Here is a 23,130-nt window from a genome sequence, read left to right as displayed (position 1 = left end):
AGTCATTTCGCACCTACAAAGTCAGGTCCCCCCAGGCACCGGGTGGAGTCAGAACTGACCTACAAGTGGCGTCAACCGCCACCTACGAAGCCAGTCAGGTCGACCAGGGCCGATGTCGCCTCGGGGGCGAGGGTGCGCAGGGTCTGGCCGGTCCTCGCGGCGGCGGTGGCCAGTGGCGTCTTCGGCTGGGCGTCGCGGGTCAGGCCGCACAGGCACTCGGTCTCGTGCCAGCGCTGGTCACAGCCGCAGACACACCACCAGCTGGCGTAGCCCCAGCACCACGACCAGGCGCCGACCGCGTACCGGCCTTCGGCGTCGGGCGCGTAGACGCCGCCGACCTGCTCGCCGGGCTCGATGTCGTCCCAGCACTGCCAGTCCATGACGAACACGACGGCGCGGGGCTCGCCCTCGCCGGTGGGCTCGGTGGTGTCCACCTCGGTCCCGGGCTGGACCTTGAAGATGCTCACCGCCTGGTTGGGGTCCTGGTCGGCCAGTGGCCAGCGGACGTGTGCGACGATCCGCCGGGGGTGGCCGTCGCGGTCCAGGCCGCCGTCGATGACGTGGACGCTGCTCGGGCTGTCGGTGCGGCCCTCGATGACGTGGACGGTCGGGACGGAGGTGTAGCCGCACTCCTCCTCAGCCATCTCGGTCGTGCGGGCGGCCATCTTCTTGACGGTGTCGAGGGTGAAGTGCGGCGCAAGGAACCCGTTCCACAGGTTCGTCGGGTCCAACTTCGCGTCGTACGGGCCGAAGGTGTCGTCGATGCAGACGCGCGTCTCGATCTCGCAGCGTTCGCTCATGGTGTGTTCGTTCCTTCCGGGTATGGGTCCGGCCGGGACCCACTGGGTCCCGGCCGGATGGTCGTGCTGAGCAGGGCGGCCTCAGTCGCTGTCCCGCGACGGGTTGATGGCCGTCGTGTGGTCGTGCCCGGTCTGCTTGCGGTCGTGGGCCATGCCTTCGGCGCAGGTGGCGAGGTGTCCGGCCCAGTCCTTCTGCGGGCCGTCGGGGATGACCCGGTAGACGAAGCAGCGGCGGTCGCAGAACTTGCAGTAGGCGCCAGCCATGGCGTCCTCCTTGTCGGGTGGGTCAGACGGCCAGGTCGAAGTACACGCGGTAGTCGAGCTGGCCCACTCGGTCCGCCTTTGAGGCGTTGCAGGACCGGCACAGGGGCTGGATGTTGTCGATCTGGTGGTAGCCGCCCAGGGCCAGCGGGATCACATGATCGGCTTCAAGCGGCAGGTCGTTCCGCAAGCAGCACAGGCAGTAGCCGCCGTAGGCCTCGACGAGCGCCCGCCACTCGGCGACCGTCACGCCGGCGCCGGGGGCGGCGGCCTTGCGTGCGCGGTACCTGGCCCGCCGAGCCCGGTTGGCCTCCGGGTTGTTCCGGATCCACTCCGCGTTCTTCGCCGCGTAGTAGTCCCGGTTCTGCCGGTAACTAGCCCGCTGAATCTCCCGCGCCTTGTCGAGGTTCCGCCGCCACCAGTAACGCGACCAGGCCCGGTACTTCTCCGGGTCCGCGCTGCGCTTCTCGCGCTCGACGGCGAGGCGGCAAGGCTTGCACCTGCTGTCGAACGTCTTGCCCTGCGGGTAGAAGTCGGTCAGCGGCTTGGTCTCCTGGCACCCCTTGCACGTCTTGCGATCGGGCCGGGGAGCGCGCTGCTTCGGCTCGCGCACCCGGCACGCCTTGCATTCGCTGCGACGAGCGTCCGCCATCAGCTTGTTGCGGTGAAAGGCATCCAGGGCCTTCACCTCACCGCATCTCGTGCATCGCTTCACCAGAGACCGCCCTGCTGGGACACCTTCCGCGAGCCAAGCTCGGGGATCTCCTCTCCGGTCTGTTCGAGGTACCACTTCGCGAAGAACTCCCTGTGGCACCAGTCGTTCGGGGGCTTCAGCCGGTCGTAGCGGTCGAAGCAGAGCAGGACCAGGCGGGCACCGCCGTGCCGCGCGGAGAGGCCGGCCAGCTCGGCGTGGATGCGGTCGATGCCGTGGCCGTTCAGGATCCGGCGGTAGCTGAACTCGTACGCGTCCTTGGGCAGGTTCTGGGCGAGCAGCTCCCGTGTCGGCGTGATCAGCCGGGCGTGACCGGCCAGCTCGTAGCCGAGCGGGAAGCGCGGGTGGCCCACGGTGGTGCGGATCGGAGCGCCCACGCCTGGGGCGAACTCCTGGTAGGTGCAGGTGGCGAGTTCCATTCCGTCCTTCTGGGTGGGTTGGCAGGGGCCGCTCTGGGCGGCCCCTGCGGGTTCGGGTCAGCCGAGGCAGATGCAGGTGTCTCGGTTGAAAGGCTCCGTACCGTAGAGCCCGTTCGAGAGCCGCATGACCTTGCTGAACAGCTGGCAGAGGTCCGCGTTGTCCTCCTGCCTCTCCTGTGTGGTGAGGGTCTCTCGGAGCCAGGGAAGGATGAGGGCCATTTCCTCCCGGGTGAGGACGAAGAGGTCCCCGTTGTTGATCTTCTGGATGATGTCCTGGTTTTCCATGGCCCTTGCCTCCTGGTGGTGGTTTGTGGTGCTCCTCTCATCTTTTCCGAATTGGCTTACCCTAGCCAGTTTGAACAACCTGTTTCAGTAAAGAAGCCGCAAAAAAATGCAGGTCAGGCGAGGGTGAAGAGGTCGAGCTGGCGGGGCTGTCGCTGGTGCCAGCCGTGGGTCGGGAGCGGTCCGCCGGGCTCGGAGGCAACGATCAGGAGGACCGTGCGCACGCTCGTGCCGGACGACGCGAACGACTCGTCGGGCAGCGGGATGAACTCGCCTTCGGCGAGGGCGATCAGCTCGCGGAACTCGACCGTGGCGCGGTCGCTGTGCCACATCACCGTCTCGGGCAGTACCGCGATGAGCACGCCGTCGTCGGCGAGGAACCCGAGCGCGTGTTTCACGTGCTGCACGGCCGCCGCGAACGGCGGGTTCATCAGCACCCTGCGGTAACCGTGCGGGCAGTCGAGCGGGTCCAGGTCGAGGAAGTCCTCGTGGACCACGCGGCGGGCGGCGCCCTGCTCACGGAGCACGCGGACGCGCCGCTCGTCGATCTCAACGCAGTCGACGACCGCGCCGCGCCCGGCCGCCGGCCCCGTGATCGAGCCGGTCCCGGCCGAGGGCTCGAGAACGCTCATGCCTTCTCTGATCCCCGCGTGCTCCAGGATGTCGTGGACCACGCGCGGCGGCGTCGGGTACCAGCCCTGCTCGAACCGGCTCGGGAACTCGCGGGTGGCCAGGCACGCCCGCATGAACTCCTCCACCGGGAACGGGAAGACGTGGGCGCGCACCGCGTTGCTGCCGTCCCACCGGCCGCCGATCTCCTTCAAGATCTTGTTCACCTGCTCGTACTGGGCGTGGTCCAGTTCGAACGGGATCTGCACCCGGTCGCCGGCGATGACCGTGCGTGCGTCGGTGAGGACGTCGTAGACGCCGCTTGGGATCTCCATCGTGGTCCTCCTGGAGGGATAGGGGTCTGGCTGCGTGAACGGGGCTTAGATCAGTAGAGGTCGCCGACGATCTCGGCGACCGCGCGCGCGACGGTGTCGAGGTCGTCGCCCGGCTCGACGGGCAGCGGGAGGGCGTCGCCGAGCTGGTCGTTGCGGACGAACAGCTCGCCGGTCGGCTGGGCGCCGATCGTGAACGGGGTGCCGTCCCAGGCCCGCAGGTGGCCGGTGGTGGCCCAGGGGCCGGGCGCGGCACCCCACTGGTCGCCGCAGTACGTCAGGGCGGCCTTCGCGATGTCGTACGGGGTGAAGGTCGGGACGGGCTGGTTGTGGAAGCTGACGGGACGCTTCATGGCGGTCTCCTTGGAGGGTTTGAAGGGGGCGCACCGCGGGGGTGCGGTGCGCCGTAGAGGGTTGAGGGTCAGGCGGCGGACTCGGCGTCCGGGTTGAGGGTCAGTCCGCTGGCGCGGACCTCGGCGACCATCTCCGCCTTGCGGAGGTTCGCCATCGCCTTGGTCGCGATGTCCTGGAGGTGCTTGATGCGCAGGCGGTGACCGCCGATGCCGCCGGGTGTACCGGCGAGGAGCAGGGCCAGCTCTTCCTCGTCGGTGGCGGCGAGCAGCGAGAGGATCTCTCCGGCCTGCCCGAGCTTGTCGATCTTCCCGACGAGCTTGCTGCGGTCGGCGGTGATCCGCTCACGCTCCTCATCGGGCAGGTCGAGGGTGCCCGGCAGGGCGTCCTGTCCGGTGTCCTTGCGGGCGGCTGCCGCCTCCTCGGAGAGGACGAAGAACGATCCCTGCTCTTCCTGGCGCTTCTCCTCGGTGTGGAGGGCCTGCGCGAAGGCCTCGGCGTCGCGGGCGCTTTTGAAGTCGCCGCGCACCCACTTGGAGAGGAATCGCACCTGGTTGTCGTTGGCGAGCTTGCCGACGTACCAGGCGAGGCCGACGGGGAGCTGGCCCTTCACGAGTGCTTCCTGCGCCTCCGGGCAGAGCCGCAGGAGGTCGATCCGCCACTGGACGTAGGCGGGGCTCTTGCCGACCAGCTCGGCGACCTCGTCCACCTCGTATGCGGCGTCGACCAGCTTGTGGAAGGCTTTCGCCTCTTCGACTGCGGTCATGTCGGCGCGGCCGACGTTCTCGGCGACGGCCATCGCGAACGTCTCGCGGCCCTCGCCGACGCCGTGCATGACGACGGCCTTCATCTGGGGCAGCTCGGCGATCTGGGCGGCCCGCCACCTGCGCTCGCCCATGATGAGCGTGAACCGCTTCGTGTCCTCGTTGTATCGGACGGTGATCGGCTGGAGCTGACCCAGCCTCTTCATGGACTTGGCCAGCTCCTGGAGGGAGGCCTCGTCGAAGTGCTCGCGGGGCTGGCCCGGGTCACGGTCGATCTTGCTCGTCGGGATCGTGCGAAGCTGCGTCCGCTTCTCGTCGCCGGCCTGCTGGGCGGTCGCCTTCTTCCCCGGGGCCGCGTTGGTCGCTGCGGTGGCCTTTCTCGCGGGCTTCTTCGCGGCCGGGGCCTTCTTCGCGGGCGTCTTCTTCGCGGGGGCCTCGGTTTCGGCGGCCGCCCGGGTGCGGGCGCGGCGGGGGCGCGGCTGCCGGGCGGGCGTCTCTTCCTTCGGGAAGTCGTCGTCGTCCGGGGCGCCGAGGCCGTCGGGGGCGAAGCCGGCTGGGGTGTGGCTCGGGTCGACGAAGTCCTCGGGGCTGTCCTGGTCGGTGGTGGGGATGGTGGCCTCGGTGGCGGTGGCGGTCATAGCGCGTCCAATCACTAGCTGGGTGGGGTGGTTTGAACTACTTTCATTCTTTCCGAATCAGGTTGCCCTAGCCAGTTTTGACAAGCTGATTCAGCAAAAGAACTTCCAAGAAAACCGCAGGTCAGAGCAGCTTTCAGCGCGCCTCGGCCAGTGCGTTGAGCTCGGCCGCGATGCGCTCGAAGGCGGCCATCGTCGGGTTCCCGTCACCGTCGCACTCGTCGCTGCGGATCATGTCTCGCAGGGGCGAGCAGATCGGAGCCCGCCAGTCCTCGACCCACAGCCGCGCGAGGGTGGCGGGGTTGATCGACTGGGGCTGGGCTGCGTTCGGGGTGGTCGCCATGACTCTCTCCTCTAACAGGGGCGGATGGGGTGGTCAGCAGCCGCATTCACCGTTGGCGGCGCGCTCCTGGAAGCAGCCACCACAGGTCTTCGCGCGGACGGCGGCGGCCTCCACCTGGTTGCGGGCACGGCCGCGCTCGCGGTTCACGAACTCGACCCGCCCGTTGTAGGCGCTCACGCGCTCCTCGAACCGCTGCTGCGCGGCCCACTGCCGGGCGCTGCGCTCACGACGCTCGGCGCGCGGCATCGCGGCGTCGGCCGCCAGGGCGGCGCGCAGGCCGGCCTCCACGTCGGCGAGCTGGTCGGCGAACAGACCCCAGTCGACCGTCGGCTTCATGGCTTCGGCGATCCGGGCCGCGACCGCGCGCAGCGCGTCCCGGTCGAGCACGCCGCGAGTCACAGCCCGGCGGACGTCGATCGCCCAGGTGGCGTTGCCCTGGCCGATCAGGCGCCGGGAGAGGTCGAGCGCGTCTTCGGCCTCGCCGATCTCGATGATCAGCTCGATCTCCTCGGTGATGCTCGCGGCGTTCATTGCGCTCTCCTCTGACCGTGCAGGTTGGTGTGTTTTGAACTACTTTCATTCTTTCCGAAACGGCTTGCCCTAGCCAGTTTTAACAAGCCGTTTCGGCAAAGAAACTCCCAAGAAGCCGCAGGTCAGAGGACGGCCTCTACTCCCCCGCCTTCTCGGCGAGCATCTCCGCCATCTCCTCGGGGCTCTTGCGGCCAACCACGTTCGTGTACGGCACCCGGGCGTCCCACGAGCACCGGCGGGTGGCGATCGAGATGATCCGCCGCTCGTCGGGGCCGCCCGGCACGGCCAGCGACTTCGCGTTGACCCGCACCACCTGAAGCCACCGGCCGCACACCAGCGCGTAGTCGTTCTTCTTGAAGTCCGCGGGGCCCCACACCTTCACGCCCTCGGCCTTCGCCTGCTCGATGAGGGTCTCCCAGTAGCCGATCTCGTCGCACAGGTCGAAGTGGTCGGCGTCCAGCCGGGCCAGGTTGTCAGCGAGGGTCTCCGGGGCGATCGCCGCGCTGGACTCGCCGGCCTGCACGGCGGCCCGGACGGTCGCTTCCTGCTGCCGCTCGATGACCCGCCGGTCGGCGTTCAGCCGCTCCAGGCGTCGAAGCGTCACCTGGGGGTTCCTGCGGTGCTCCTCGAAGTGCGCGGCGGCGACGGCCCGCCGCGCATAGTGGTCGGCCGCCTGCTGCTCCTCGACGGCCTGCCCGCACAGGCGCTGGGCGCGCTCCAGGTCCCGCATGTGCCGCTTGGCCGAGTAGTGGTCGATCTTCACCGGCTCGCCCGCGTACCCGCGCGTGATCTGGCGCCCGCGCTCCCACTTGGCGTCCGAGGAGGCCTGTGCCGCGTCCGCCTTCGCCCCGAACCGTACGGCGCGGTCGCCCGCCCGCTCGTAGCGTTCAGCCTCTGCCCAGGCGAAGCTGCGCCGCCGGGTCTCGTCGATGTCGATCGTGACCGTGTGGCCCGCCGCGCGCAGCGCCTTGGCCGCGCTGTCGATGTTCCATCGGTCGGCCCGCCCGTCGCGAGAGCCCCGCAGGTACATGCAGCCGAGCGACTGCGAAAAGCGGAAGCCGTACGGGTTCATCAGCTCGTACACGCCGTCGCCGGTGGGGCCGTCGACGAGCGTGCCGTCCGCTCTGGTGTGCGTGATCGTGATGTCTGCCATCACTGTTTCCCTTCTGGTGTGGGCCCGGCCCGGCACTCGGGGCGCTCGAGGGCGCCCGGTGCCGGGCCGGGTGGGTTGGGTGGTCGGGGTCAGCTGCCCAGGATCGCCTCGCCGGTCTCGGTGAGGGCGACGCCCCGGCCCTTGCTCATCGGGGCGTCGCTGGTCCAGCGGGCCCATCCCTGGCTGATCGCCCACTCGACCATGTCCACGCGGGGGCAGTCACCGCGCTCGACGTGGACCATAGTGCGGGACTTGAGCGAGTGGCCGGACCAGCGGAGCGTGACGCCGTTGTCCCGGATGGCTGCCAGGGTGCGCTTCTGGGCCGGGGTCGCCTTCGGGGCCTTGGCCGGGGAGGGCGCGGGCTCCGGCTGCGGTTCGACCGCCGGAGCCGGCTCCTCGGCCGGGGTCTCGTCGTCGTCGAGGAGGCGGTCGGTGTTGCCGAGGAAGTCCTGCGCGGCCTCGATCTCCAGTCGGGCGCTCTCGTTGCGGATCTGGCAGGTGCTGGAGCCCGGCGCGCGGGTGAGGAGCTGCCGGGTGAGGCCGTTGCGCATGTCGCGCAGCGCTTCGTGGATGCCGGCCGTCTCGGCGTTCTCAAGGACCGTGCGGTACGGGAGGGCCCACGCGGAGGCCTTCATCGCCTCGCGCATGAGGTGCGTGTCGACCGACTTGGTGCCGTCCAGCATGTTCTCTGCGCTCTTCTTGCGGGCCGCCGCTTCCGCCTTGATCCAGTGCGAGGCGAGGGCCGCGAAGTAGTTGGCGAGGTCGAAGTTGGCGGTCATGGCTGACTCCCGTTCCGTGCAGGTTGGTGTGTTTTGAACTACTTTCATTCTTTCTGAATCTGCTTGCCCTAGCCAGTTTTAACAAGCTGTTTCGGCAAAAGACGGCAAAGTAGGCAGGTGGGTGACTCGCGCTGTGTGAGCGGTTCGGGCGTCAGGAGGCGATGTCGCCCATCCAGACTCGGCGGCCTTCCTCGTCGAGCTGCCGGGCCTCCTGGCGGGCGCCGATGTGACCGCGCTCGAACGCGCGCCAGAACTCAGGCCCGTGTGGCTTTCCGGTGCGCACCAGCGCGTGCGTGAGCTCGTGAGCGAGGACGTGCCGGACGAGGGCCGGCCGGAGCTGGAGGGTCTGCCATGCGATGCGCACCTCGTGCTTGCCGCTGTCGTACGTCCCCCAGCGGCGCCCGCCGATGTCGGCCGCGTGGACCGTCGGGATCGGCCGGTTGCCTGCCATCCGCGACCAGAGCTGGGGTGCCTCGCGGTTGAGCCATGCGGTGCCCTCGCGTGCGTACCAGTCGATGAACGGGCGCGCGCCGAGTTGCACCGCGTCCCGGGACAGCAGGAACCACCATTGCCCGGTGTGGGCGCGTTCGAGGGTCATCCGCGCGTTGTCCACGATCTTCAGTCGGTCCGAACGGCCGAGCCACAGGAACCCGGTGCCGTTGACCAGCTCCTTCGCGGGGTGGTCGGGGATGTGCTCGCGGGCCTTGCGTATGAGACCGGCCAGGCGGTCGCTGTTCTCGACGAGGGTGCTGATCACCGTGTCTGCCGGGGTGCCGACCGGCACGTGCAGGGTGATGCCGGGCTCGCCGGCCTCGATGCTCATGCCGAGCGTCTTCCGCCGGGTGCTGATCTTGATTTGGTGGACGTACTTCGTGAAGCGGCCGTCCGTCTGCAGGGCAGCTTTGAGGAGCGCTTCGGTGATGGCTGCCGTCATGTCGAGCATGTGAGGTCTCCGGGGCGTAGGGGACCGGCCCGGCGGGTGCCGGGCCGGCGGTGGGGGTCAGGCGACGAGGTTGTAGTCGACGGAGTCGCTCACCGGGAGGTCGGCCGGGGCGGGCCGGTTCGGGTGGCGCAAGTCGTGCGCGCCGGTCATGGCCAGGTAGTGGTCGTATTCCGTCACTAGGTTGATGGCGATCAGGCAGTCGTCGCAGACCGCGTCGCCCTCGGTGGCCATGAGCGCGGGCTTCTCGCCGCAGTTCGCGCAGGGCGCGTACTTGTTGTCGAACGGCGAGTGATAGCCGCAGAAGTGCTTGCCCTCGAAGGTGTGGATCGCGTAGGCGGCCTCGCCGTCGGCGGCGGCGCATCCGCGCTGCCAGCGGTCGCCCTTGCACAGGATGTCGTCGGCCGGGAAGCGGAGGTCGGCGGTGATGTAGGCGGGGAGGGCGCTCATGGCGGTCCGTCCTTTCGGGCTTGTTTGGTGCGTTTTGGACTACTTTCATTCTTTCCGAAACGGCTTGCCCTAGCCAGTTTGTACAAGCTGTTTAGGCAAAGAATCGACAAGGAAAAACCGCAGGTCAGGCGGCTACTGACCCTCCGGAGACGAGCTGCTCGACCTGGTGCACCGCGCGGGCGATCGCCATGACGGCCGCGGCGTCGTCCCGACGTTCGACCATGAACTTCCGGTGCTCGACCGCCTGCTGCCACATGTTGCCCTCGGCGAGCGTGTCGCCGCAGGCCACCATGGCGTTCGGGCCCATCCCCCACACGATCATGTTGACGGCGCAGCCAGCTGCCGCGAGCGGGTCGAGCTCCTGCGCGAACCAGGTCATGCGGGCCGGGTCGATGCCCATGCTCCGCACGTGGTTGACGGCCGACCGGAACATCCCGCCGGTGCCCGCGCACGGGTCGAGGACCGAGTAGCCCTCCCGGATCTGTTCGGGGTCGTTCCCGAGGGTCTGGGCGGCCATCATGTCGCACACCTCCGGGGGCGTGTGGTACTCGCCCAAGCCGGACCTCGCGGACTTGTGCCGCAGGGTGGTGACCGCCCACGACATCAGGTCGATCTCCGAGTTCCACGCCGGGTCTTCGCGCCCGGTGTGGTCGAGCGCGTTCGCCTTCAGTGCCGCGTGGAACGTGGCCCGGATGGCGGCGAGCTCGTTCTTCGTGAACTTCTCCTCCTCCGCCCAGCGGAACAGCACCGAGGCTGTGTCGATCAGGTCGGGGCGCCGCATCCACCAGTAGGCGGCGACCTCTCGGACGCAGGCGATGAGCTGCTCGGCGTCCAGGCCCCGCAGGAACTCGGCGAGGGTGCGCGGGTGCCCCTTATGCGGCCACAGCGCCAGGGTGGCGACGATGCCCACCGGGATCTCCATGCGGTTCCCTCCGTGCGAACCGTGCCAGGCGTCCGCGACCGCCTCACCGAAGGTGGGGCCGTCGGCGGGGCGGATGGCGAACTCCAGGTGGGGCCGGGCCGGGGCCGGGCCTGCCTCCGGGATGAGGGCCGGCTGCTGCGGCGTCGGCTGCGAGGGTCTCGCCACGGTGCTCGCGTACTGGCCGGCGGTCGGCTTCGGCAGGGTGATCGTCTTCTCGGGCTTGGGGGGTTCCGGCTCGCTGAGGTCGGCGAACAGGTCGAGTTGCTCCATGGCTGCCTCCGTGCGGGCATGAGGAGGCCCGGCACCATCAGGTGCCGGGCCAAGGGGTGAGGGGGTCAGAACTCGGCGAGCACGTCGTCCGCGATGTCCAGGTGACGGGCGAACTGCCAGGGGGCGACCTGGTCCAGGTGCCCGACCTCGTGCACGCTGAGCGCGAGCACCTCGGCGATGGCCTTCGGGTCGCGCGGGAGGTTGTCCGAGGTCAGTTCGGTCGCCATGTCCCGGTACCGGCACGCCATGGCGGGGTGGATCTCGTCCAGGCCGAGGTTTTCGTACGCGTTGGCCAGGTGGTCGGCGAGGGCTTCGGTGTCGGCGGTGAAGGTGGCGGCGTCCATGACGGGCTCCCGTTCTGTGTAGGTTGGTGTGTTTTGAACTACTTTCATTCTTTCCGAAACGACTTACCCTAGCCAGTTTTACCAAGCCGTTTAGGCAAAAGAACGGCAAGAAAGCCGCAGGTCAGGCGCCCACCGGGGCGCGGCCAGCGCCGAACAGGTCGAGTTGCTCGGGGGCCTCCGTGTCCGCCTCCAGCGGCGGCGGCTCCTCCCGCTCCCGGTAGAACCGCATGGACGGCAGTTCCGGCTTCGACTCCGGGGCCATCGCGTTCGCCCGCAGCTCGGCCACCACGCCCGGGTCAAGGCAGTACTCGGCGATCTGCTCCTCGGTGGGCACCCAGCCCTGCGGCAGCCGCAGCAGGTAGGCGTACCGCAGCCCGTTCACCGTCGCCCAGGCCTCCAGCATTCGATCTTGCCGCTCCTCCCACTCATACAGCCGGTCACGAGCCTCGCTGTAGACCTCCCACTCGGCCCGCCGCTGCTCCTCCTCCTCGGCCATCTGGCGGCGCCGCCGCGCTTCCTCCCGGCCCCGCAGTAGCGGCCGGAGCTGCCCCCGCTCCTGGGCGCGGTTCTTCTCGACCGGCTTGGCCCGCCACCGTCTCCACACCGTTGCCGCGCGGCGGCCATCGGCGGTGACCCGGATGGGCCGCCGCTCGACCAGGTCCGCCTCGCCGATGGTGAGGAACCCAGCCTTGACGAGCGGGACCAGGCGGCCGTCGGCAACGATGCGGCCGGGGCCGCCCGGGACATCCTGACGGCGAAGCGAGCCGTCGAAGTTCCGGTAGACCAGCCCAGCCTCGGCGGCCATGACGAGGTCCGCCTGCCCGGCCGACCAGCCGAGCGTGGCGGCCTGCTCGCGCTGGAGCCGCAGGTCCTGCGGATCCTCGTCCGGCGGGGCAGGCTCGGTGACCGGCTCACTCTCCTCGATCGGCTGAGGCTCGCCGGCCGGTTCCGGCTGTACCGATTCCTCGGTGGCCGCCTCGATGGGCGGCTGGTCACGGACGCGCTCACCGGCGCCGTTGGAGACGTGGACCCAGGGCCGCGGCTTCCCGTCGATGTACCGGACGGACACGCGGAACGACCAGCCGCCGTCTTCGCTGGCCCAGCGTTCGACGTCGTCGGCGTGCTGGGCGATCGTCTCGTCCGCGTGCCGGGTGAGGGTCACGACGTACGTGCAGATCCGCTCACCGTTGCGGTACTCGCCGGTGACGCGGAAGTCGCCGCCTCGCCCTTGGACCAGGCCAAGCCGGCGGAGGACCCGCGCGATGGCGACGGTCGGGGACGGGGCAGTAGGCACGAGGGCCATGGCCTGCTCCTTTCGGGGAGATGCCCGGCGGGGCCGGAGCCCCGCCGGTTGGTGGTCAGATGTGGGTGGCGGCCATGGCCGCTTCGACGATCTCGAGGGTCTGCGCCCAGGTGGCCTCCACCTCGAGGAACTCGCTGCCGCCGAAGCCGTCCCGGCCCGCGATGAACGCCTTGCCGCTGCCCTTGGGGAGGCGGACCGTGTAGTCGTATCCCTCCGCGCTGACCGTGGCGGTGAGGCCGAGGTTCGTGTTCGTCCAGTTCGTGGCGGTGGTCGCGGCGGTGAAGATCGCGGCGGTCTGGGTGGCGTTCATGGCGGGCTCCCTGTCCGGGCGGGTTGGTGTGTTTTGAACTACTTTCATTCTTTCCGAAACGGCTTGCCCTAGCCAGTTTTAACAAGCCGTTTCGGTAAAAAAACTTCTAAGAACCCGCAGGTCAGAGGGCTGTCAGGGGGTGCGCGTCATGTCGACTTCCGGCCACCGCAGTTCCTCGGCGACCTCGTCCACGGTCGGCCCGCCCCGCCAGGTGAGCGACGGCATCCCCACCGACGGTTCCCGCAGCACCCACTGAGCGTCCGGCCAGATCAGACGCACCCGGTACAGGATCCGGTCGAGCGCAACCGGCGCGAGCCCGTCGCGCTGCCGCTGGCGCTTCTGCTCGGGCCGCAGGTCGCTCCAGTGGAACCCGACGTCGCCGGCCGGGACGCCCTCGAAGGACTTGCCGGCGACCACGTAGCAGTCGGGTGTCTCCTCCGCCGCCATGTGCCAGGCGAGGGCCTCCGCCCATGCAGCCTGCATCGCCCGCGCCTCCAGCACGTACGTGTACGGCTCCTGCCCGTCATGCCTTTCGGGGCCCGCAATGGTCACGGTGAACGTCCGGTGGTGCTGGCCGTAGTCGTTGGGGAAGCCGTCGTACAGGGGCTCGCCACCGAACCGCTCCGGGGTCTCGATGCTCTGCTCGTTCATCTTCGTCTTCCTGTTCTCGTGATGGGGGCCGCCCGACTGCGGGGCGGCGTGGGCCTGTCGGGGTGCACGGCTACCAGCCGGGCGGGACGGGGTCCTCGTACAGCGACGGGGTCTCCTGGCCGGTCTCGTACCGGTCGTCCTCGTAGTGCTCGCACCACGGCTTGCAGGGCTCGTCCTCGTGGGCTCCGCAGCCGTCGCACTGGAGGCATTCGCCTCCGGTAGAGCAGATCGGGCACTTCTTCTTGGGCATGGGGCGTCTTCCGTTCGTAGCGAGGCTGGTCAGTGGCCTGCGAGGTGCGTACGGAGCGCTTCGCCGGCCGCCTGTACGCGCTCAGTGGTCCATCCGGAGCCGGTGAGCGACAGCCGGGCCTTCTCGTCCCACAGGCCTGCGAAGGCCTTGATGTGCACGCTCATGTTGGTGACCTCGACGTGGAAGCGGATGCCGCCGACGGGCTGCGGCGTCAGCTCCGGGCTCTGGAACGAGCGGACCGCGACGCGCTCCTCGTCGGCACCGTCCGGGCCGGGGCAGGCGTGGGAAATCGCGTTCAGCAACTCCTCGCCGTGCTCGCACGCCTCGTAGTGGTGCAGAAACGCAACCCTGGTCCCGTTCACCCGGAACCCGTGCCGGGTGGAGGACGGCCGCGCGCGGCTCGCGATGACGCAGCCCCACGCCGGGACGCGGGTGGTGCGCTCCAGCCAGAAGCCCTCGCCGTGCTCGTCGATGTACGGGCGGCCGAGGTCCCAGCCGTGCACGCGCGCGGCCTCCTCCCAGACCCACGGCCGCCGGTTGCGGTAGTCGCGGTCGTCGGGGCCGGTCGTGACCCACAGCCGCCAGCCGTCCGGCCCGGCGTTGAACACCACGTCGTCCCCCGCGTAGAGCGGCTCGATGCGCACCAGGACCCTGGGGGCGTTCACCTCCACGGTGGTGGGCTGCTCGTTGATCGCCTTCCGCAGGGCGCAGTCCTCACAGTTGCCGCGGTTGGCGCAGGGGCCGAACCCGCCCCAGCGGGCCCGCCGCGTGTCCTGGGACTCCAGGAGCGCGCCCCAGCGTCGGGGCCGCAGGGCGCACTGGGCCAGGAACCCACCGTGGCTGTTGAGGCTCAACCTGTTCCAGCCTTTCCCGTCAGGTCCGCCGGCCGGGGCCTCGGGCGCTCGCAGGTAGATCGGCACGTTGCTTCTCCTTCTTTCGCGGCTCTGGTGGTCAGGCGTCCTGTTCGGGGTGCTCGCCGCCGTGCTCCTCGATGAGCGCGCGAACGTCCTCGACGGGCACCTCATAGAACAGGCGGCCCTTGTCGGGCTCGTCGCCGGAGGTCAGCCACAGTTCGATCGGGTCCTCCAGCTCCCAGCCGTCGCTGTCCGTCGGGTCGACGCCCTCGAGCAGGTAGACCTCAAGGTGGGTGTACGGGCCCGCGTAGTCCTTGGGAACGCTGTGCGGCCCGGAGCGGCCGTTCGGGCACGGCAGGCAGGTGGCGCCCGGCCCGGCCTGGACGACGATCCTCTTGCCGTCGGCGAGGCGGATGCTGCTGTAGCTGTTGCCGGTGCCCTGCGCGGCGAGCTGGTCGAGGCGGATGGTGCACATGGTGGTCGCTCCGTTTCGGTGTTGAGGGGAGGACCCGGCCCGTGCGGGCCGGGCCGGATTGCAGGTCAGCGGCTGAGTCGTCCGAACATGACGTCGGCCGCCGAGGCGCCGCCGCCGCTGGAGCCGGGAAGGCTGCCGTAGACGACACCGTCGCCTGGGCCGCGGTCATGCTGGGGCTCGGGCATGGGGTTCTCGCTGCGCATCAAGGCGATGTCCGGCCAGCGCAGTTCCTCTCCGACCTCTTCGACGCTCGGTCCGCTGGTCCAGGCGAGGGACGGCTTTACGCCGGGCGGCTCCCGGAGAACCCACTGAACGTCAGGCCAGATGAACCACACGCGGGACAGGATCAGGCTGATGTCCACCGGCTTCCGGGCCTGTGGCGTGGGCTGCTCGGTGGTGAGCCCGGCCGTCACGAACGAGGCGCGCATCCCGGTCAGGTCGTAGTCCCGCAGCCTGCTCAGGACCCGATCGGTGACGACGGTGTGACGCGCGCACGTGGCGAGGCCGAGGCCGCTGGTGGCGCTGACGAGTCCGGCGGCTTCGCCGTGGTTGCCGGTGATCTCGCACGCTATGCACGGCATTTGGAACCAGGTCGGCACGGGGTCGACGCGGGTGGCGAACGTGATGGTCATGGGGAAGCTCCTGTCTGGCCGTGAGGCCGGTCAGAGGGTGGCGAGGTCGACGGGGGCCTTGCCGCGGTTGCAGGGCCGGTCGTTGTCGACGGCGATGGCGGCAGCCAGGCGGGCGTGCTTGCGGTGCAGGACGATCAGTGCGGTGAGGGCCGCGTTCAGCACCTCCTCGTCGCGCGAGTTGAGGTGGCCGTGCTCGACGAGGGCGAACCGGCGGGCGCGGAGGTCGGCGTCCTCGCGGGCGAGCCGCACGCTGACCGCGTTGAGCGGCTCCATCTTCGGCATGTCGCCGGTGACCGGCGCGGTTGCGTAGCCGATGATCGCGGCCGGGATCATGAAGTCGTTCTCGGTGAGCAGGTCAGTGGCCTCGCGCAGGGCGTCCGTCGCGCCCTGGGGGAGCTGGCCGGGCTCGTCGACCGGGTACGTCTGGATGGCGATCGCGGCGTCCTCGATGGCGCCGGCGAGCGTCTCGATCATGTAGCGCTGCGGGTGGTACGCGCGGCCGCGCACGACGGCGGCGAGGTGGTTCAGGCGGCGCGCGGTGGCGAGGTAGGCAGACATGGGTGTCCTTCCTTCGTGATCAGGCGGCGGCCATGTACTGGGCGGCCACGGAGTGGTAGCAGCGGACGGAGCGCAGGCCGGCGGGGCAGTTGCACTGGCCGGTGGCGGCGGTCCGGTAGACCTCCGTGCCGTCGTCGGCGACGACGAGGAAGATCCGGTTCTGGCGGAGCGGGATCACGGCGCCGAGTTCGAGCAGCTCGGCCGCCTTGGCGGCCTGCCACTTCGGGTGGACGGACTCGGTCCGGGCCGCGCGGCGCACCTTGCGCCTGCACTTGGGGCCGAGGCCGTCCGGGCTGGCGTTCTTCAGCGGCCTGCGGCACTTCAGGCACCTGTCGTGCTCGGTGGTCGCCTTCTGTGCGCGCATGGCCCGCTCCCGTGTTGGTTGGTGGTGGTTTGAACTACTTCCATTCTTTCCAAATCAGCTTGCCCTAGCCAGTTTTAACAAGCTGATTCAGTAAAGGAGTCGCAAAGAAAACCGCAGGTCGCAGGCCTGCGGCTCCCTCGCTACTGCCCGGCGGGCCGGGTGCAGTCGTCATGCCGGTCGCAGTTGCAGCGCCCGCAGGCGACGCACATCCAGTCGGCTTCCAGGCCGCAACGCCCGCAGCCGCCCGTCAGCTCCAGTTCGAGGTCGTCGATGAGGATCGCCCGGTCGATCGCGGCTTCCCGCTCCGGCGTCCGGCGGAAGCGACGGACAACCGTCCAGAACCCGTCCGGGGCGTTCGCGTGCTGGTCCTCGGTGAGGTAGGCGGCGGCGGCGTCCACGTCGCACCACTCGCGCGGCTCCACCTCGCACGCGGACAACGCGCGCTCGATCTCGCTCTTGAAGGTCTCGAAGTTCTGCGCCACGGTCGCTCCCTGTCCTTTCGTGTCGTCTGTTCTGGTCAGGCGCTCGGGGCCGGAAGGACGCGCTCGATGGTCACGACGTCCCAGGCGGCGGTCACAACGGGCACGGCGAACGCCCACTGGCCGCGGTAGGTGCGTCGCTGGTCTTCCTCGGTAGCGCCTTCGACGAGCGCCCACCACTCGCCCTGGCCGGTGGCCTCGTCGATCCGCACGCCCGTGTCGAGGACGTTCAGGCGGGCGCCGAAGGCGTGCAGGACGTCGTCGGGCTCGACGAGCATGCGCGGGTTCTCGAAGGCCACTGGCAGGCCGGCCGCCTGGGCGGCGGCCGGGTCGGCGAGCTTGTATCCCAGCTCGATGGCGATCTGCTCGGCCCGATCGACGCTGCGTGCGTAGTCGCCCAGGCAGTAGTCGCGGGCGGGTTTCCCGAGCTTGCTGTACGCGTCGAAGGTGCCGTGCTGCTCAGTGATCGCGACCGGCCAGATGACGGCGACGAACGCGACGGCGCGCTCGGACTCGACGACCAGGACGTCGCCGTCGGCCACCTGCTGCTGGTCGGCGGCGGCGCGGGCGTCGGCAGTGCTGGCGAAGTGCCACACCTTCGGCATGGCCTCGTCGGCTGCGGCGCGGGCGGCGTCGACGGCTTCGATGATCTGGCCGAGCTGGTGGGCGGCGGCGGCCTGCCGGTTGTCGTGGGTGAGGTGCTCGGCGTGGGTGCTGCTCATGAACGGTTCGTTCCCTTCCAGGCTGGGCGCCGCCCGCCGGGCGGCGGGCGGCGGGTCGGGGCGGGTTACTGGGCGCGCTCGATGACCTTGATCGTGTCCGTGTAGAACATGTCGACTCCGCGACCGTCGCTGACGACCGTCTGGTCACGGCCGTCGCTGTTGGTGCCGCCGGACCAGGGCTCGCGGTCGAGGCGGCGCCGGAGAACGGTCCCGGCCGTGCTCCCGGCCACGGCGCCTTCTACGAGGTCGCCGGGCTTGAGGTCGAGGTTCGTGCTGCTGTCACTCACGGGTGCTTCCTTCCCGTCTGGTGCTGTTTGCGGTGCTACTTGTATTCTTTCCAAATCAGCTTGCCCTAGCCAGTTTTAACAAACATATTCGGTAAAGTGACCGCAAAGGTTGGACGTCCACGCTGACATGCAGCCGGTTTAGTCAAACCGATTCGTGAAAGACTGGAGCCATGCCCGAGCTCTTCAACCGGGGCGGCAAGCCGCTACCCGACTACAAACCCAGCGACGCCGCCCTCGACGCCCTCGCCGCATGGAAGAAGGCCCTGGAGGACGAGGAAAGGACCCGCCATGCAGCCCGCAAGGCGTTGGCCGAGGAGCTGAAGGCTGACACTGACCTTCCCTACGCGGCCGTGGCAGCGCACCCGCTCGTGCCGTGGACAGAGGCGACGCTCCGCATCATCGGCACCGAGTACAAGGTCCCGCCGCGACAGCCCAACAAGGCCAAGAAGGCGGACTAGCCCGGACAGCAGGAAGGGCCGCACCCATCGCGGGTGCGGCCCTTCTTCGCGTCTGCGTCAGCCGGCCTTGATGAGGACGCCGACGAGGAGGGCCAGGGCGACGATGACGGTCGCGATCTTCTGCGAACGCGGCAGGTCGACGAAGCGCATCCGCTCGGGTTCCAGGACCTCTTCCCCGTCGGGGATGTGGCCGCCGTGGAAGTCGCGCCGGTGGATGTCGCGCTGTGCCCGTGCTTCCGCCTTGGTGGGGACCTCGGGCGACGTCGTACGGCACTGCGGGCACCGGTAGGCGTACCCGTCCACGGTGGACCTCCTCATGAGCGCGTCGTTGCCGCTCATGATGCGCGATGCGATGCCCGGCCGGTCCATGGTTTCCCCCATTTCACGATTCGAAAGTGTCGTTCGATTACTTGTCGGGAAGCTGCTCGATCAGCCAGGCGGACGGGCCGCGCTCCGCGTCGTTCACCCACCGGTAGCCGCGCACGACGTCCTCTTCTGTCCACCCGTCGGGGACGTCCCGGCGCCCCTTCTGCGGCTCCTCTCCGCGCCCCTCTCCGGGGGCGGAGAGGAGCGGAGAATCACCGCTCTGACCTGCGGCGGAGAGTGAAGAGTCTCCGCCTGCGGCAACCCCTGGACCAAGGCCAGGGAAGGGGTACGGCGGGAGCTGATCGCGGTGGATACCGGCGCGCCCGGCGACACCCTCAGCGCGGAACGTACGGGAGGGGTCCCAGCCGGCCGCGACGAGCACCTGACGCAGCTCCTGATCGGTGGCCTCTGCCAGGCCGGGGAGGCGCTCTCGCATGGCCGGTCGGAGGGTCTGGAGGTGGACCCCGTTGTCGCCCCCGATCAGCTCTCGGACGAGGGCCATCAGCGGGGGCTCGGTGACGTCCTCGACGGGCGCCTCGTCAAGGCCCTCAGCGGGGGCGGCAGCGGGCGTCGGTGCGGGGTCCTTCGTGAGCTTGGCCTGGGGCTTCTTCTTCGTGCTCTTCTCGTCGCCCTTCTTCTGCTTGCCCTTGGCCGTCTTGAGCCAGCGGTCAAACGCCCCGCGCGCGGTCGCGATTGAGGCCAGGCACCACCCCCAGACGACGGCGAGCATGCCTTCGACGGGGTAGTCGGCGATGGTGTGGGCGACGCCGAGCAGTGCGGCCGCCACTACCCCGAGTCGGACGGGGATCGATCCCTTCGTCCCGTAGGTGCCGGAGGCCCATCCGGCGAGCAGGCTGAGCAGGGTCCGGCTGCCGGACAGGGTGAGTCGGCCGGCGCGGACGAGCGCGGTGAGCGCGCGGCGGCCGATGCTGGCTGCTGGTTTCCGGCTCGCCTTGGCGCCGCGGCGGGCGAGGTCGACGACGGCCTTCGGGTCGGCGTACGGCCGCAGGTCCGGGATCGCGAAGGCGGGGATCTTCTCGTGCTTCTCCCCCGGCCCAGGCTCAGGCTCGGCGTCGGACTCAGGCTCAGGCGCGGGCGCGGGCTCGCCGTCAGGCTCACTCGGACGGTGAGCCTGGTCGCCGGCGAGACCGGCGGCGGGCGGAGTCGTCTCGCCGTCCGGGCCGGGTGCCTGCGTCGTGGCGATGGTCATGACGCGAAGTGCATCGCAACGGCGTGGATGCGCTGCGCGAAGATGCCGAGCCCGCCGCCCGCGCCCGCCATGATGTGAACCAGGATGATGCCGGTCACGGCGACCTGTCGGCGGGTGAGCCCCATCCATGCCAGAACGGCCATGATCACGAGGGCGACGCCGGGCAGTGAGAGGCCCGGCAGCATGCTGGAGAGGAAGCCGACGAGATCGCCCATGATGAGCTGGGGCACGATGTTGAACGGCCAGCCTGCGGCCGCGTAGGACGTGCCAGCGAGCATGCTCAGGAAGAGCACCCACCACCAGCCGAGCGGCTTGGCCTTGCCTTCCTTCTGCTCCTTGGTGCCGAGGATCAGCCCAACTGTGATCACAAGGGCGAAGGAGACGATCCCGAGCGTGGGGATCACAGTCTTCACGGCTCTGGTTCCTTTGCGTGTGCGGGGTCGGGTCAGTGGGTGGCGTGGTTGCCGTACAGGAGGGTGCCGATGATGAGGCACCAGGTCAGGCCGTGGGTCACCCAGACGAGCAGCCACCAGGACCGGCGGGTCGCCCTGTTGGCGAGCAGCACGGCGAGCGCCAGGGCGCCGAAGAAATAGGCGTCGGGGTTGTCCTGGATGCGGCCCGGGTGCTGGGCGATGCTCGCCGTCGCGGCCGTCACGAACTGCGGGATGCCGAAGTACCAGCCGGTCGCGAAGCCGCTGCTGGTGTAGGCGATCCACTTCAGGTGAGGCGGGATCTCGCGGATCGCCTCGGCGAGCGACTTCCGCTCGGGCTGGGTATACAGCGGGATGCCCGGCGCAGTGAACGGCGGCCGTACGGAGCCGGCGGGCGAGCGCCGCCACCGGCGGGCACGCTTCGCGGGCTGCCTCTCCCCCGCGTCCTCGTCGCCGTCTGCGGGCTCCTCCTCGTCCTCTTCGCCCAGGTCGTCGGCGTCGTCACTGTCGGGGCGCTTCTCGACCTTGCGTAGACGGGGACCACGCCGCCGGGCGGGCTGCTCGGCGGCCTGGTCGTCCTCCGCTTCATCGTCGCCATGCTCGGCGAGGGCGGGCTTCTCGCCCTGGTCCTCGCCGTCCTCGGCGTCATCGCCGGGCGGCGGGGCGGGCTCGTCGAGCGCGGGCTTACGGGCCTTCCACCAGTCCGGCAGACGGGGCGCGCTCCCCCGGCGCGGGCCGGGCACCATGACGGCCGGCTCGTAGTCGGGCATGGGCGGAACCTGGACGGCAGGGGGCGCGGGCTGCTGCTCGCCCTTGCTGTCGTCGTCGGTGGCGTGACCGGCCGGGCGGACACCGAGTCGGAGCAGGGCGGTGCGGACTGCCGTCTCGTCGTCGTCGGGCTCAAGGTGCTCGGTCATGTGTAGAACCCCGTGCCTTCTCCGTTGAGTTGTCGAGCTTCGATGAGCCTCAGTTCTGCGGTCTTCTCGTCGACGCCGAGCAGCGGAGCCGCCGTCGCCGGGGTGAGCCGCTCGCCGTCCTTGAGCCGCTCGGCGAGCGTGACGACGCGGCGAGCCTGAGTCATGCGCCGCTGCGCGGTGGCCGGGCTCACGCCGAGCAGGGTCACGGCCGCCTTCTTCGCGATGGCCTCGCCGTTCATGAGCCGCGTCGCGAGCTGCAAGATCTGTTGCTGCTCGCCGCCGGTCGGAGGCGCGGGCTCGCGCTCGCGCTCGGGCTTGCGCTGCTCCTCGCGGGCAGGCTCGGGGTTGGGGTGAGCCTGGGTCGCGCCCGTGCCGCCGGTCGGCTGCTCGCCAGCGGGCGCGAGCGGTGTCTTCGTCAGCGGCTGGTCGGGCGGTGCCGACTTCTCGTGCCGGGGCTCAGGCTCACCCTGTTCGGGCTCAGGCTCATCCCACTCGGGATCAGGCTGACCCCACCACTCAGGCTCAGGTTCATCCCATTCAGGATCAGGCTCATTCCAACTGTTCTCGCCGGGCCCACTGGCCGTGCTCCCGTGATCCTGACCGCCCGGCAGGCCGAGGTGCTCGGGCGCAGCCTCCGGTGCCGGGGTCATGTGAGCCAACTCGATCGGCTCATGTGACTCAACGGCGGTGAGCTCGTGAGCCTGCGGGCCCAGGGCGAGCATGTCGCCGAGGGCGAGGCCCGCGCCTTCGGTGAGCGTGGCCCGCTGCACGCGGATCAGCTCGACTCCGAGTCCGACGTCGCCCTCCCCCGCGCGGCGCAGCAACCGCCACGCGGCGAGCCCGGACCAGCTCTGTACCCACTTCCAGGGGTGCCGCTCGGAACGCGCACGGTGGTAGGCGATCCGCCGCATGATCTGCGCGTTGCGGCGCTGCGCCTCGACATCGACGTTCGTGCGGTAGACGACGATCCGGCGGGCGACCAGGCCGAGCCCCTCGGCCGACACGCACATGGCCATGGGTGTGATCCCGTACACGACCTCTTCGGTGAGGTTGTCGGCGACGACGACGCCGGTCAGTGCCGCGGCGACGGGCGCCGCCCACAGTCCGACGCGGACGGGCCACGGCGCGGCCTGCCCGAACATCGTGAGCAGGACCATGACCAGGGCGAGCACGAGCGTGACGCCTTCACCGGCGGCGACGACGCCGAGCGCGGTCGCGGCCCGCCCGAACTCGGCCGTGATGTTGGTGTACGTGCCCCAGGCGCCGAGGCCGCCGGCGCCGATCATCGGCACCGTGGCGGCGATCAGTACGGCGCGCTGCCCTTTGGTGAGCTCGCCGGTCGCGGTCATGGGTCTGCCCTTCGCGTGTGGTCGGGACGTATCGCAGGAGGGCCGGGCCCTCGCCCCAAGGGGAAGGGATGGGCGAGAGCCCGGCCGGTCTGGGTGCGGTCAGGAGCGACGGCGGCCGAACCGACCGCGCTTCTCCTCGAACGCGAACCTTGTGCCGTCTCCGGCGTCGCCGTTCTTCAGGACGGACGCGCGGTGTCGGGCACGGCGGGCCGCCGCCTGGTCCAGCTCACGGCCGCGCGTGCGTGCGTTCTTCTCCTGGTCGCGGGTCGAGGCGTGCGGGCCGACGGCGGGCGTGTAGCGCGGCCCACCGGTCAGCGCCTCGCGGAGGCGGTCAAAGGCGCTCATGCGGTCCGCCTCCCGCCGAGGCTCTCCGCGCTCTCCTTCGCGTGGAACTTCGCCGTCTCGGTCTGCCCGATTGCCTCCTCGGCCCGAGCAGCCCGGTCCTGGGACGTGCCCCGGTCCTTGCTGCATGCCCGCACCGTGGCGGGCTGGGCGACCGTCTGGTTCGGCGTCTTCGTGCTGATCCGGCGCGTCATCGGCGTCCCCCCGTGGTGTTTCGGGCGGGGATGCCGCGGGTCTGCTCCGAGGCCGGCGCCTTCTGGCCGCGAAGGATCACG

Annotated in this window: 36 protein-coding genes; 1 reads left to right on the top strand and 35 read right to left on the bottom strand. The window is 69.9% G+C overall.

Going from position 1 to position 23,130, the window contains the following annotated elements:
• Window positions 1–71 precede the first annotated feature (71 nt).
• The 28 genes from ACZ5SK_RS37195 to ACZ5SK_RS37060 all read right to left on the bottom strand — a co-directional run bounded on the left by ACZ5SK_RS37195 (window position 72) and on the right by ACZ5SK_RS37060 (window position 17,782).
• Window positions 72–800: a hypothetical protein gene (locus ACZ5SK_RS37195; protein ID WP_334580163.1), complete on the bottom strand. Its 729-nt coding sequence runs from the start codon at window positions 798–800 to the stop codon at window positions 72–74.
• An 81-nt stretch (window positions 801–881) separates the two neighbouring features.
• Complete coding sequence (locus ACZ5SK_RS37190; protein ID WP_334580162.1) at window positions 882–1,064, bottom strand: hypothetical protein; 183 nt, start codon at window positions 1,062–1,064, stop codon at window positions 882–884.
• Window positions 1,065–1,086: 22 nt separating this feature from the next.
• Window positions 1,087–1,749 (bottom strand): HNH endonuclease, encoded by a 663-nt coding sequence (locus tag ACZ5SK_RS37185; RefSeq protein ID WP_334580161.1) that lies wholly within the window; start codon window positions 1,747–1,749, stop codon window positions 1,087–1,089.
• A gap of 23 nt (window positions 1,750–1,772) precedes the next feature.
• On the bottom strand, window positions 1,773–2,192 hold the full coding sequence (locus tag ACZ5SK_RS37180) for a hypothetical protein (RefSeq protein WP_334580160.1): 420 nt from the start codon (window positions 2,190–2,192) through the stop codon (window positions 1,773–1,775).
• 57 nt (window positions 2,193–2,249) lie between these two features.
• Entirely contained in the window at window positions 2,250–2,477 is a 228-nt protein-coding gene (locus ACZ5SK_RS37175) for a hypothetical protein (protein WP_334580159.1), read from the bottom strand.
• 113 nt (window positions 2,478–2,590) lie between these two features.
• Window positions 2,591–3,418 (bottom strand): rRNA adenine N-6-methyltransferase family protein, encoded by an 828-nt coding sequence (locus ACZ5SK_RS37170; protein WP_334580158.1) that lies wholly within the window; start codon window positions 3,416–3,418, stop codon window positions 2,591–2,593.
• Between the two features lie 50 nt (window positions 3,419–3,468).
• On the bottom strand, window positions 3,469–3,768 hold the full coding sequence (locus ACZ5SK_RS37165) for a hypothetical protein (RefSeq protein ID WP_334580157.1): 300 nt from the start codon (window positions 3,766–3,768) through the stop codon (window positions 3,469–3,471).
• Window positions 3,769–3,836: 68 nt separating this feature from the next.
• Complete coding sequence (locus tag ACZ5SK_RS37160) at window positions 3,837–5,168, bottom strand: ParB/RepB/Spo0J family partition protein (protein ID WP_334580156.1); 1,332 nt, start codon at window positions 5,166–5,168, stop codon at window positions 3,837–3,839.
• A 133-nt stretch (window positions 5,169–5,301) separates the two neighbouring features.
• Window positions 5,302–5,508 (bottom strand): hypothetical protein, encoded by a 207-nt coding sequence (locus tag ACZ5SK_RS37155; RefSeq protein ID WP_334580155.1) that lies wholly within the window; start codon window positions 5,506–5,508, stop codon window positions 5,302–5,304.
• Between the two features lie 33 nt (window positions 5,509–5,541).
• Window positions 5,542–6,039, bottom strand: a complete 498-nt coding sequence (locus ACZ5SK_RS37150) for a hypothetical protein (protein ID WP_334580154.1) — start codon at window positions 6,037–6,039, stop codon at window positions 5,542–5,544.
• A 136-nt stretch (window positions 6,040–6,175) separates the two neighbouring features.
• On the bottom strand, window positions 6,176–7,192 hold the full coding sequence (locus ACZ5SK_RS37145) for a DUF3560 domain-containing protein (protein WP_334580153.1): 1,017 nt from the start codon (window positions 7,190–7,192) through the stop codon (window positions 6,176–6,178).
• Between the two features lie 89 nt (window positions 7,193–7,281).
• The gene (locus tag ACZ5SK_RS37140; RefSeq protein WP_334580152.1) at window positions 7,282–7,971 is read right to left on the bottom strand and encodes a hypothetical protein; all 690 of its coding nucleotides are present in this window, start codon (window positions 7,969–7,971) and stop codon (window positions 7,282–7,284) included.
• Between the two features lie 151 nt (window positions 7,972–8,122).
• Window positions 8,123–8,914: a YgjP-like metallopeptidase domain-containing protein gene (locus tag ACZ5SK_RS37135; protein ID WP_334580151.1), complete on the bottom strand. Its 792-nt coding sequence runs from the start codon at window positions 8,912–8,914 to the stop codon at window positions 8,123–8,125.
• A 57-nt stretch (window positions 8,915–8,971) separates the two neighbouring features.
• Window positions 8,972–9,361 carry a hypothetical protein gene (locus ACZ5SK_RS37130; RefSeq protein ID WP_334580150.1) on the bottom strand — a complete coding sequence of 130 codons (390 nt, stop codon included), beginning with the start codon at window positions 9,359–9,361 and terminating at the stop codon, window positions 8,972–8,974.
• Window positions 9,362–9,485: 124 nt separating this feature from the next.
• Window positions 9,486–10,553 carry an N-6 DNA methylase gene (locus ACZ5SK_RS37125; RefSeq protein WP_334580149.1) on the bottom strand — a complete coding sequence of 356 codons (1,068 nt, stop codon included), beginning with the start codon at window positions 10,551–10,553 and terminating at the stop codon, window positions 9,486–9,488.
• Window positions 10,554–10,618: 65 nt separating this feature from the next.
• Window positions 10,619–10,897: a hypothetical protein gene (locus ACZ5SK_RS37120; protein ID WP_334580148.1), complete on the bottom strand. Its 279-nt coding sequence runs from the start codon at window positions 10,895–10,897 to the stop codon at window positions 10,619–10,621.
• Between the two features lie 121 nt (window positions 10,898–11,018).
• Complete coding sequence (locus ACZ5SK_RS37115) at window positions 11,019–12,200, bottom strand: hypothetical protein (protein ID WP_334580147.1); 1,182 nt, start codon at window positions 12,198–12,200, stop codon at window positions 11,019–11,021.
• A 55-nt stretch (window positions 12,201–12,255) separates the two neighbouring features.
• A complete protein-coding gene (locus ACZ5SK_RS37110; protein WP_334580146.1) occupies window positions 12,256–12,510 on the bottom strand; it encodes a hypothetical protein in 255 nt (84 codons plus the stop codon).
• Between the two features lie 132 nt (window positions 12,511–12,642).
• Window positions 12,643–13,161, bottom strand: a complete 519-nt coding sequence (locus tag ACZ5SK_RS37105; protein WP_334580145.1) for a hypothetical protein — start codon at window positions 13,159–13,161, stop codon at window positions 12,643–12,645.
• Window positions 13,162–13,231: 70 nt separating this feature from the next.
• Window positions 13,232–13,411 carry a hypothetical protein gene (locus tag ACZ5SK_RS37100; protein WP_334580144.1) on the bottom strand — a complete coding sequence of 60 codons (180 nt, stop codon included), beginning with the start codon at window positions 13,409–13,411 and terminating at the stop codon, window positions 13,232–13,234.
• Between the two features lie 29 nt (window positions 13,412–13,440).
• Window positions 13,441–14,331, bottom strand: coding sequence for a hypothetical protein (locus ACZ5SK_RS37095; protein WP_334580143.1), 891 nt, complete (start codon window positions 14,329–14,331; stop codon window positions 13,441–13,443).
• A gap of 31 nt (window positions 14,332–14,362) precedes the next feature.
• Complete coding sequence (locus tag ACZ5SK_RS37090) at window positions 14,363–14,740, bottom strand: hypothetical protein (RefSeq protein WP_334580142.1); 378 nt, start codon at window positions 14,738–14,740, stop codon at window positions 14,363–14,365.
• A 65-nt stretch (window positions 14,741–14,805) separates the two neighbouring features.
• Window positions 14,806–15,372: a hypothetical protein gene (locus tag ACZ5SK_RS37085; RefSeq protein WP_334580141.1), complete on the bottom strand. Its 567-nt coding sequence runs from the start codon at window positions 15,370–15,372 to the stop codon at window positions 14,806–14,808.
• A gap of 30 nt (window positions 15,373–15,402) precedes the next feature.
• Entirely contained in the window at window positions 15,403–15,930 is a 528-nt protein-coding gene (locus tag ACZ5SK_RS37080; RefSeq protein WP_334580140.1) for a hypothetical protein, read from the bottom strand.
• 19 nt (window positions 15,931–15,949) lie between these two features.
• On the bottom strand, window positions 15,950–16,294 hold the full coding sequence (locus ACZ5SK_RS37075) for a hypothetical protein (protein WP_334580139.1): 345 nt from the start codon (window positions 16,292–16,294) through the stop codon (window positions 15,950–15,952).
• Window positions 16,295–16,434: 140 nt separating this feature from the next.
• Window positions 16,435–16,776 (bottom strand): hypothetical protein, encoded by a 342-nt coding sequence (locus ACZ5SK_RS37070; RefSeq protein ID WP_334580138.1) that lies wholly within the window; start codon window positions 16,774–16,776, stop codon window positions 16,435–16,437.
• Window positions 16,777–16,811: 35 nt separating this feature from the next.
• A complete protein-coding gene (locus tag ACZ5SK_RS37065) occupies window positions 16,812–17,495 on the bottom strand; it encodes a hypothetical protein (protein ID WP_334580137.1) in 684 nt (227 codons plus the stop codon).
• A 65-nt stretch (window positions 17,496–17,560) separates the two neighbouring features.
• Window positions 17,561–17,782, bottom strand: a complete 222-nt coding sequence (locus tag ACZ5SK_RS37060) for a hypothetical protein (RefSeq protein WP_334580136.1) — start codon at window positions 17,780–17,782, stop codon at window positions 17,561–17,563.
• Window positions 17,783–17,952: 170 nt separating this feature from the next.
• On the opposite strand from ACZ5SK_RS37060, the gene ACZ5SK_RS37055 reads away from it, so the two are divergent.
• Window positions 17,953–18,240: a hypothetical protein gene (locus ACZ5SK_RS37055; RefSeq protein ID WP_334580135.1), complete on the top strand. Its 288-nt coding sequence runs from the start codon at window positions 17,953–17,955 to the stop codon at window positions 18,238–18,240.
• A 57-nt stretch (window positions 18,241–18,297) separates the two neighbouring features.
• Here the strand turns inward: ACZ5SK_RS37055 and ACZ5SK_RS37050 are convergent, their stop codons facing one another.
• The 7 genes from ACZ5SK_RS37050 to ACZ5SK_RS37020 form a co-directional block, all read right to left on the bottom strand.
• Window positions 18,298–18,621: a hypothetical protein gene (locus ACZ5SK_RS37050; RefSeq protein WP_334580134.1), complete on the bottom strand. Its 324-nt coding sequence runs from the start codon at window positions 18,619–18,621 to the stop codon at window positions 18,298–18,300.
• A gap of 25 nt (window positions 18,622–18,646) precedes the next feature.
• A complete protein-coding gene (locus ACZ5SK_RS37045; protein WP_334580133.1) occupies window positions 18,647–19,816 on the bottom strand; it encodes a hypothetical protein in 1,170 nt (389 codons plus the stop codon).
• Window positions 19,813–20,229 carry a hypothetical protein gene (locus ACZ5SK_RS37040; RefSeq protein WP_334580132.1) on the bottom strand — a complete coding sequence of 139 codons (417 nt, stop codon included), beginning with the start codon at window positions 20,227–20,229 and terminating at the stop codon, window positions 19,813–19,815. The genes ACZ5SK_RS37045 and ACZ5SK_RS37040 overlap by 4 nt, the downstream gene beginning before the upstream one ends.
• Window positions 20,230–20,261: 32 nt before the next feature.
• The gene (locus ACZ5SK_RS37035; protein WP_334580131.1) at window positions 20,262–21,164 is read right to left on the bottom strand and encodes a hypothetical protein; all 903 of its coding nucleotides are present in this window, start codon (window positions 21,162–21,164) and stop codon (window positions 20,262–20,264) included.
• Window positions 21,161–22,513, bottom strand: a complete 1,353-nt coding sequence (locus tag ACZ5SK_RS37030; RefSeq protein WP_468577071.1) for a hypothetical protein — start codon at window positions 22,511–22,513, stop codon at window positions 21,161–21,163. The genes ACZ5SK_RS37035 and ACZ5SK_RS37030 overlap by 4 nt, the downstream gene beginning before the upstream one ends.
• Window positions 22,514–22,612: 99 nt before the next feature.
• On the bottom strand, window positions 22,613–22,858 hold the full coding sequence (locus ACZ5SK_RS37025; protein WP_334580129.1) for a hypothetical protein: 246 nt from the start codon (window positions 22,856–22,858) through the stop codon (window positions 22,613–22,615).
• Window positions 22,855–23,049, bottom strand: a complete 195-nt coding sequence (locus ACZ5SK_RS37020) for a hypothetical protein (RefSeq protein ID WP_334580128.1) — start codon at window positions 23,047–23,049, stop codon at window positions 22,855–22,857. Before ACZ5SK_RS37020 ends, ACZ5SK_RS37025 begins: the two co-directional genes overlap by 4 nt.
• Window positions 23,050–23,130: the final 81 nt, after the last annotated feature.

Source organism: Streptomyces sp. NPDC031474, from assembly GCF_055581185.1.
Note: the sequence above shows the minus strand (reverse complement) of the source record. Positions and strands in the feature narration are given on the sequence as shown.

Coding starts and splice junctions, on each gene's coding strand:
- ACZ5SK_RS37030 (WP_468577071.1), bottom strand. CDS start 22,513: ATGACCGCGACCGGCGAGCTCACCAAAGGGCAGCGCGCCGTACTGATC.
- ACZ5SK_RS37075 (WP_334580139.1), bottom strand. CDS start 16,294: ATGCGCGCACAGAAGGCGACCACCGAGCACGACAGGTGCCTGAAGTGC.
- ACZ5SK_RS37125 (WP_334580149.1), bottom strand. CDS start 10,553: ATGGAGCAACTCGACCTGTTCGCCGACCTCAGCGAGCCGGAACCCCCC.
- ACZ5SK_RS37065 (WP_334580137.1), bottom strand. CDS start 17,495: ATGAGCAGCACCCACGCCGAGCACCTCACCCACGACAACCGGCAGGCC.
- ACZ5SK_RS37035 (WP_334580131.1), bottom strand. CDS start 21,164: ATGACCGAGCACCTTGAGCCCGACGACGACGAGACGGCAGTCCGCACC.
- ACZ5SK_RS37085 (WP_334580141.1), bottom strand. CDS start 15,372: ATGACCATCACGTTCGCCACCCGCGTCGACCCCGTGCCGACCTGGTTC.
- ACZ5SK_RS37140 (WP_334580152.1), bottom strand. CDS start 7,971: ATGACCGCCAACTTCGACCTCGCCAACTACTTCGCGGCCCTCGCCTCG.
- ACZ5SK_RS37080 (WP_334580140.1), bottom strand. CDS start 15,930: ATGTCTGCCTACCTCGCCACCGCGCGCCGCCTGAACCACCTCGCCGCC.
- ACZ5SK_RS37175 (WP_334580159.1), bottom strand. CDS start 2,477: ATGGAAAACCAGGACATCATCCAGAAGATCAACAACGGGGACCTCTTC.
- ACZ5SK_RS37055 (WP_334580135.1), top strand. CDS start 17,953: ATGCCCGAGCTCTTCAACCGGGGCGGCAAGCCGCTACCCGACTACAAA.
- ACZ5SK_RS37180 (WP_334580160.1), bottom strand. CDS start 2,192: ATGGAACTCGCCACCTGCACCTACCAGGAGTTCGCCCCAGGCGTGGGC.
- ACZ5SK_RS37150 (WP_334580154.1), bottom strand. CDS start 6,039: ATGAACGCCGCGAGCATCACCGAGGAGATCGAGCTGATCATCGAGATC.
- ACZ5SK_RS37120 (WP_334580148.1), bottom strand. CDS start 10,897: ATGGACGCCGCCACCTTCACCGCCGACACCGAAGCCCTCGCCGACCAC.
- ACZ5SK_RS37130 (WP_334580150.1), bottom strand. CDS start 9,361: ATGAGCGCCCTCCCCGCCTACATCACCGCCGACCTCCGCTTCCCGGCC.
- ACZ5SK_RS37115 (WP_334580147.1), bottom strand. CDS start 12,200: ATGGCCCTCGTGCCTACTGCCCCGTCCCCGACCGTCGCCATCGCGCGG.
- ACZ5SK_RS37100 (WP_334580144.1), bottom strand. CDS start 13,411: ATGCCCAAGAAGAAGTGCCCGATCTGCTCTACCGGAGGCGAATGCCTC.
- ACZ5SK_RS37105 (WP_334580145.1), bottom strand. CDS start 13,161: ATGAACGAGCAGAGCATCGAGACCCCGGAGCGGTTCGGTGGCGAGCCC.
- ACZ5SK_RS37050 (WP_334580134.1), bottom strand. CDS start 18,621: ATGGGGGAAACCATGGACCGGCCGGGCATCGCATCGCGCATCATGAGC.
- ACZ5SK_RS37190 (WP_334580162.1), bottom strand. CDS start 1,064: ATGGCTGGCGCCTACTGCAAGTTCTGCGACCGCCGCTGCTTCGTCTAC.
- ACZ5SK_RS37155 (WP_334580155.1), bottom strand. CDS start 5,508: ATGGCGACCACCCCGAACGCAGCCCAGCCCCAGTCGATCAACCCCGCC.
- ACZ5SK_RS37145 (WP_334580153.1), bottom strand. CDS start 7,192: ATGGCAGACATCACGATCACGCACACCAGAGCGGACGGCACGCTCGTC.
- ACZ5SK_RS37110 (WP_334580146.1), bottom strand. CDS start 12,510: ATGAACGCCACCCAGACCGCCGCGATCTTCACCGCCGCGACCACCGCC.
- ACZ5SK_RS37195 (WP_334580163.1), bottom strand. CDS start 800: ATGAGCGAACGCTGCGAGATCGAGACGCGCGTCTGCATCGACGACACC.
- ACZ5SK_RS37160 (WP_334580156.1), bottom strand. CDS start 5,168: ATGACCGCCACCGCCACCGAGGCCACCATCCCCACCACCGACCAGGAC.
- ACZ5SK_RS37045 (WP_334580133.1), bottom strand. CDS start 19,816: ATGACCATCGCCACGACGCAGGCACCCGGCCCGGACGGCGAGACGACT.
- ACZ5SK_RS37165 (WP_334580157.1), bottom strand. CDS start 3,768: ATGAAGCGTCCCGTCAGCTTCCACAACCAGCCCGTCCCGACCTTCACC.
- ACZ5SK_RS37090 (WP_334580142.1), bottom strand. CDS start 14,740: ATGTGCACCATCCGCCTCGACCAGCTCGCCGCGCAGGGCACCGGCAAC.
- ACZ5SK_RS37170 (WP_334580158.1), bottom strand. CDS start 3,418: ATGGAGATCCCAAGCGGCGTCTACGACGTCCTCACCGACGCACGCACG.
- ACZ5SK_RS37025 (WP_334580129.1), bottom strand. CDS start 22,858: ATGAGCGCCTTTGACCGCCTCCGCGAGGCGCTGACCGGTGGGCCGCGC.
- ACZ5SK_RS37135 (WP_334580151.1), bottom strand. CDS start 8,914: ATGCTCGACATGACGGCAGCCATCACCGAAGCGCTCCTCAAAGCTGCC.
- ACZ5SK_RS37020 (WP_334580128.1), bottom strand. CDS start 23,049: ATGACGCGCCGGATCAGCACGAAGACGCCGAACCAGACGGTCGCCCAG.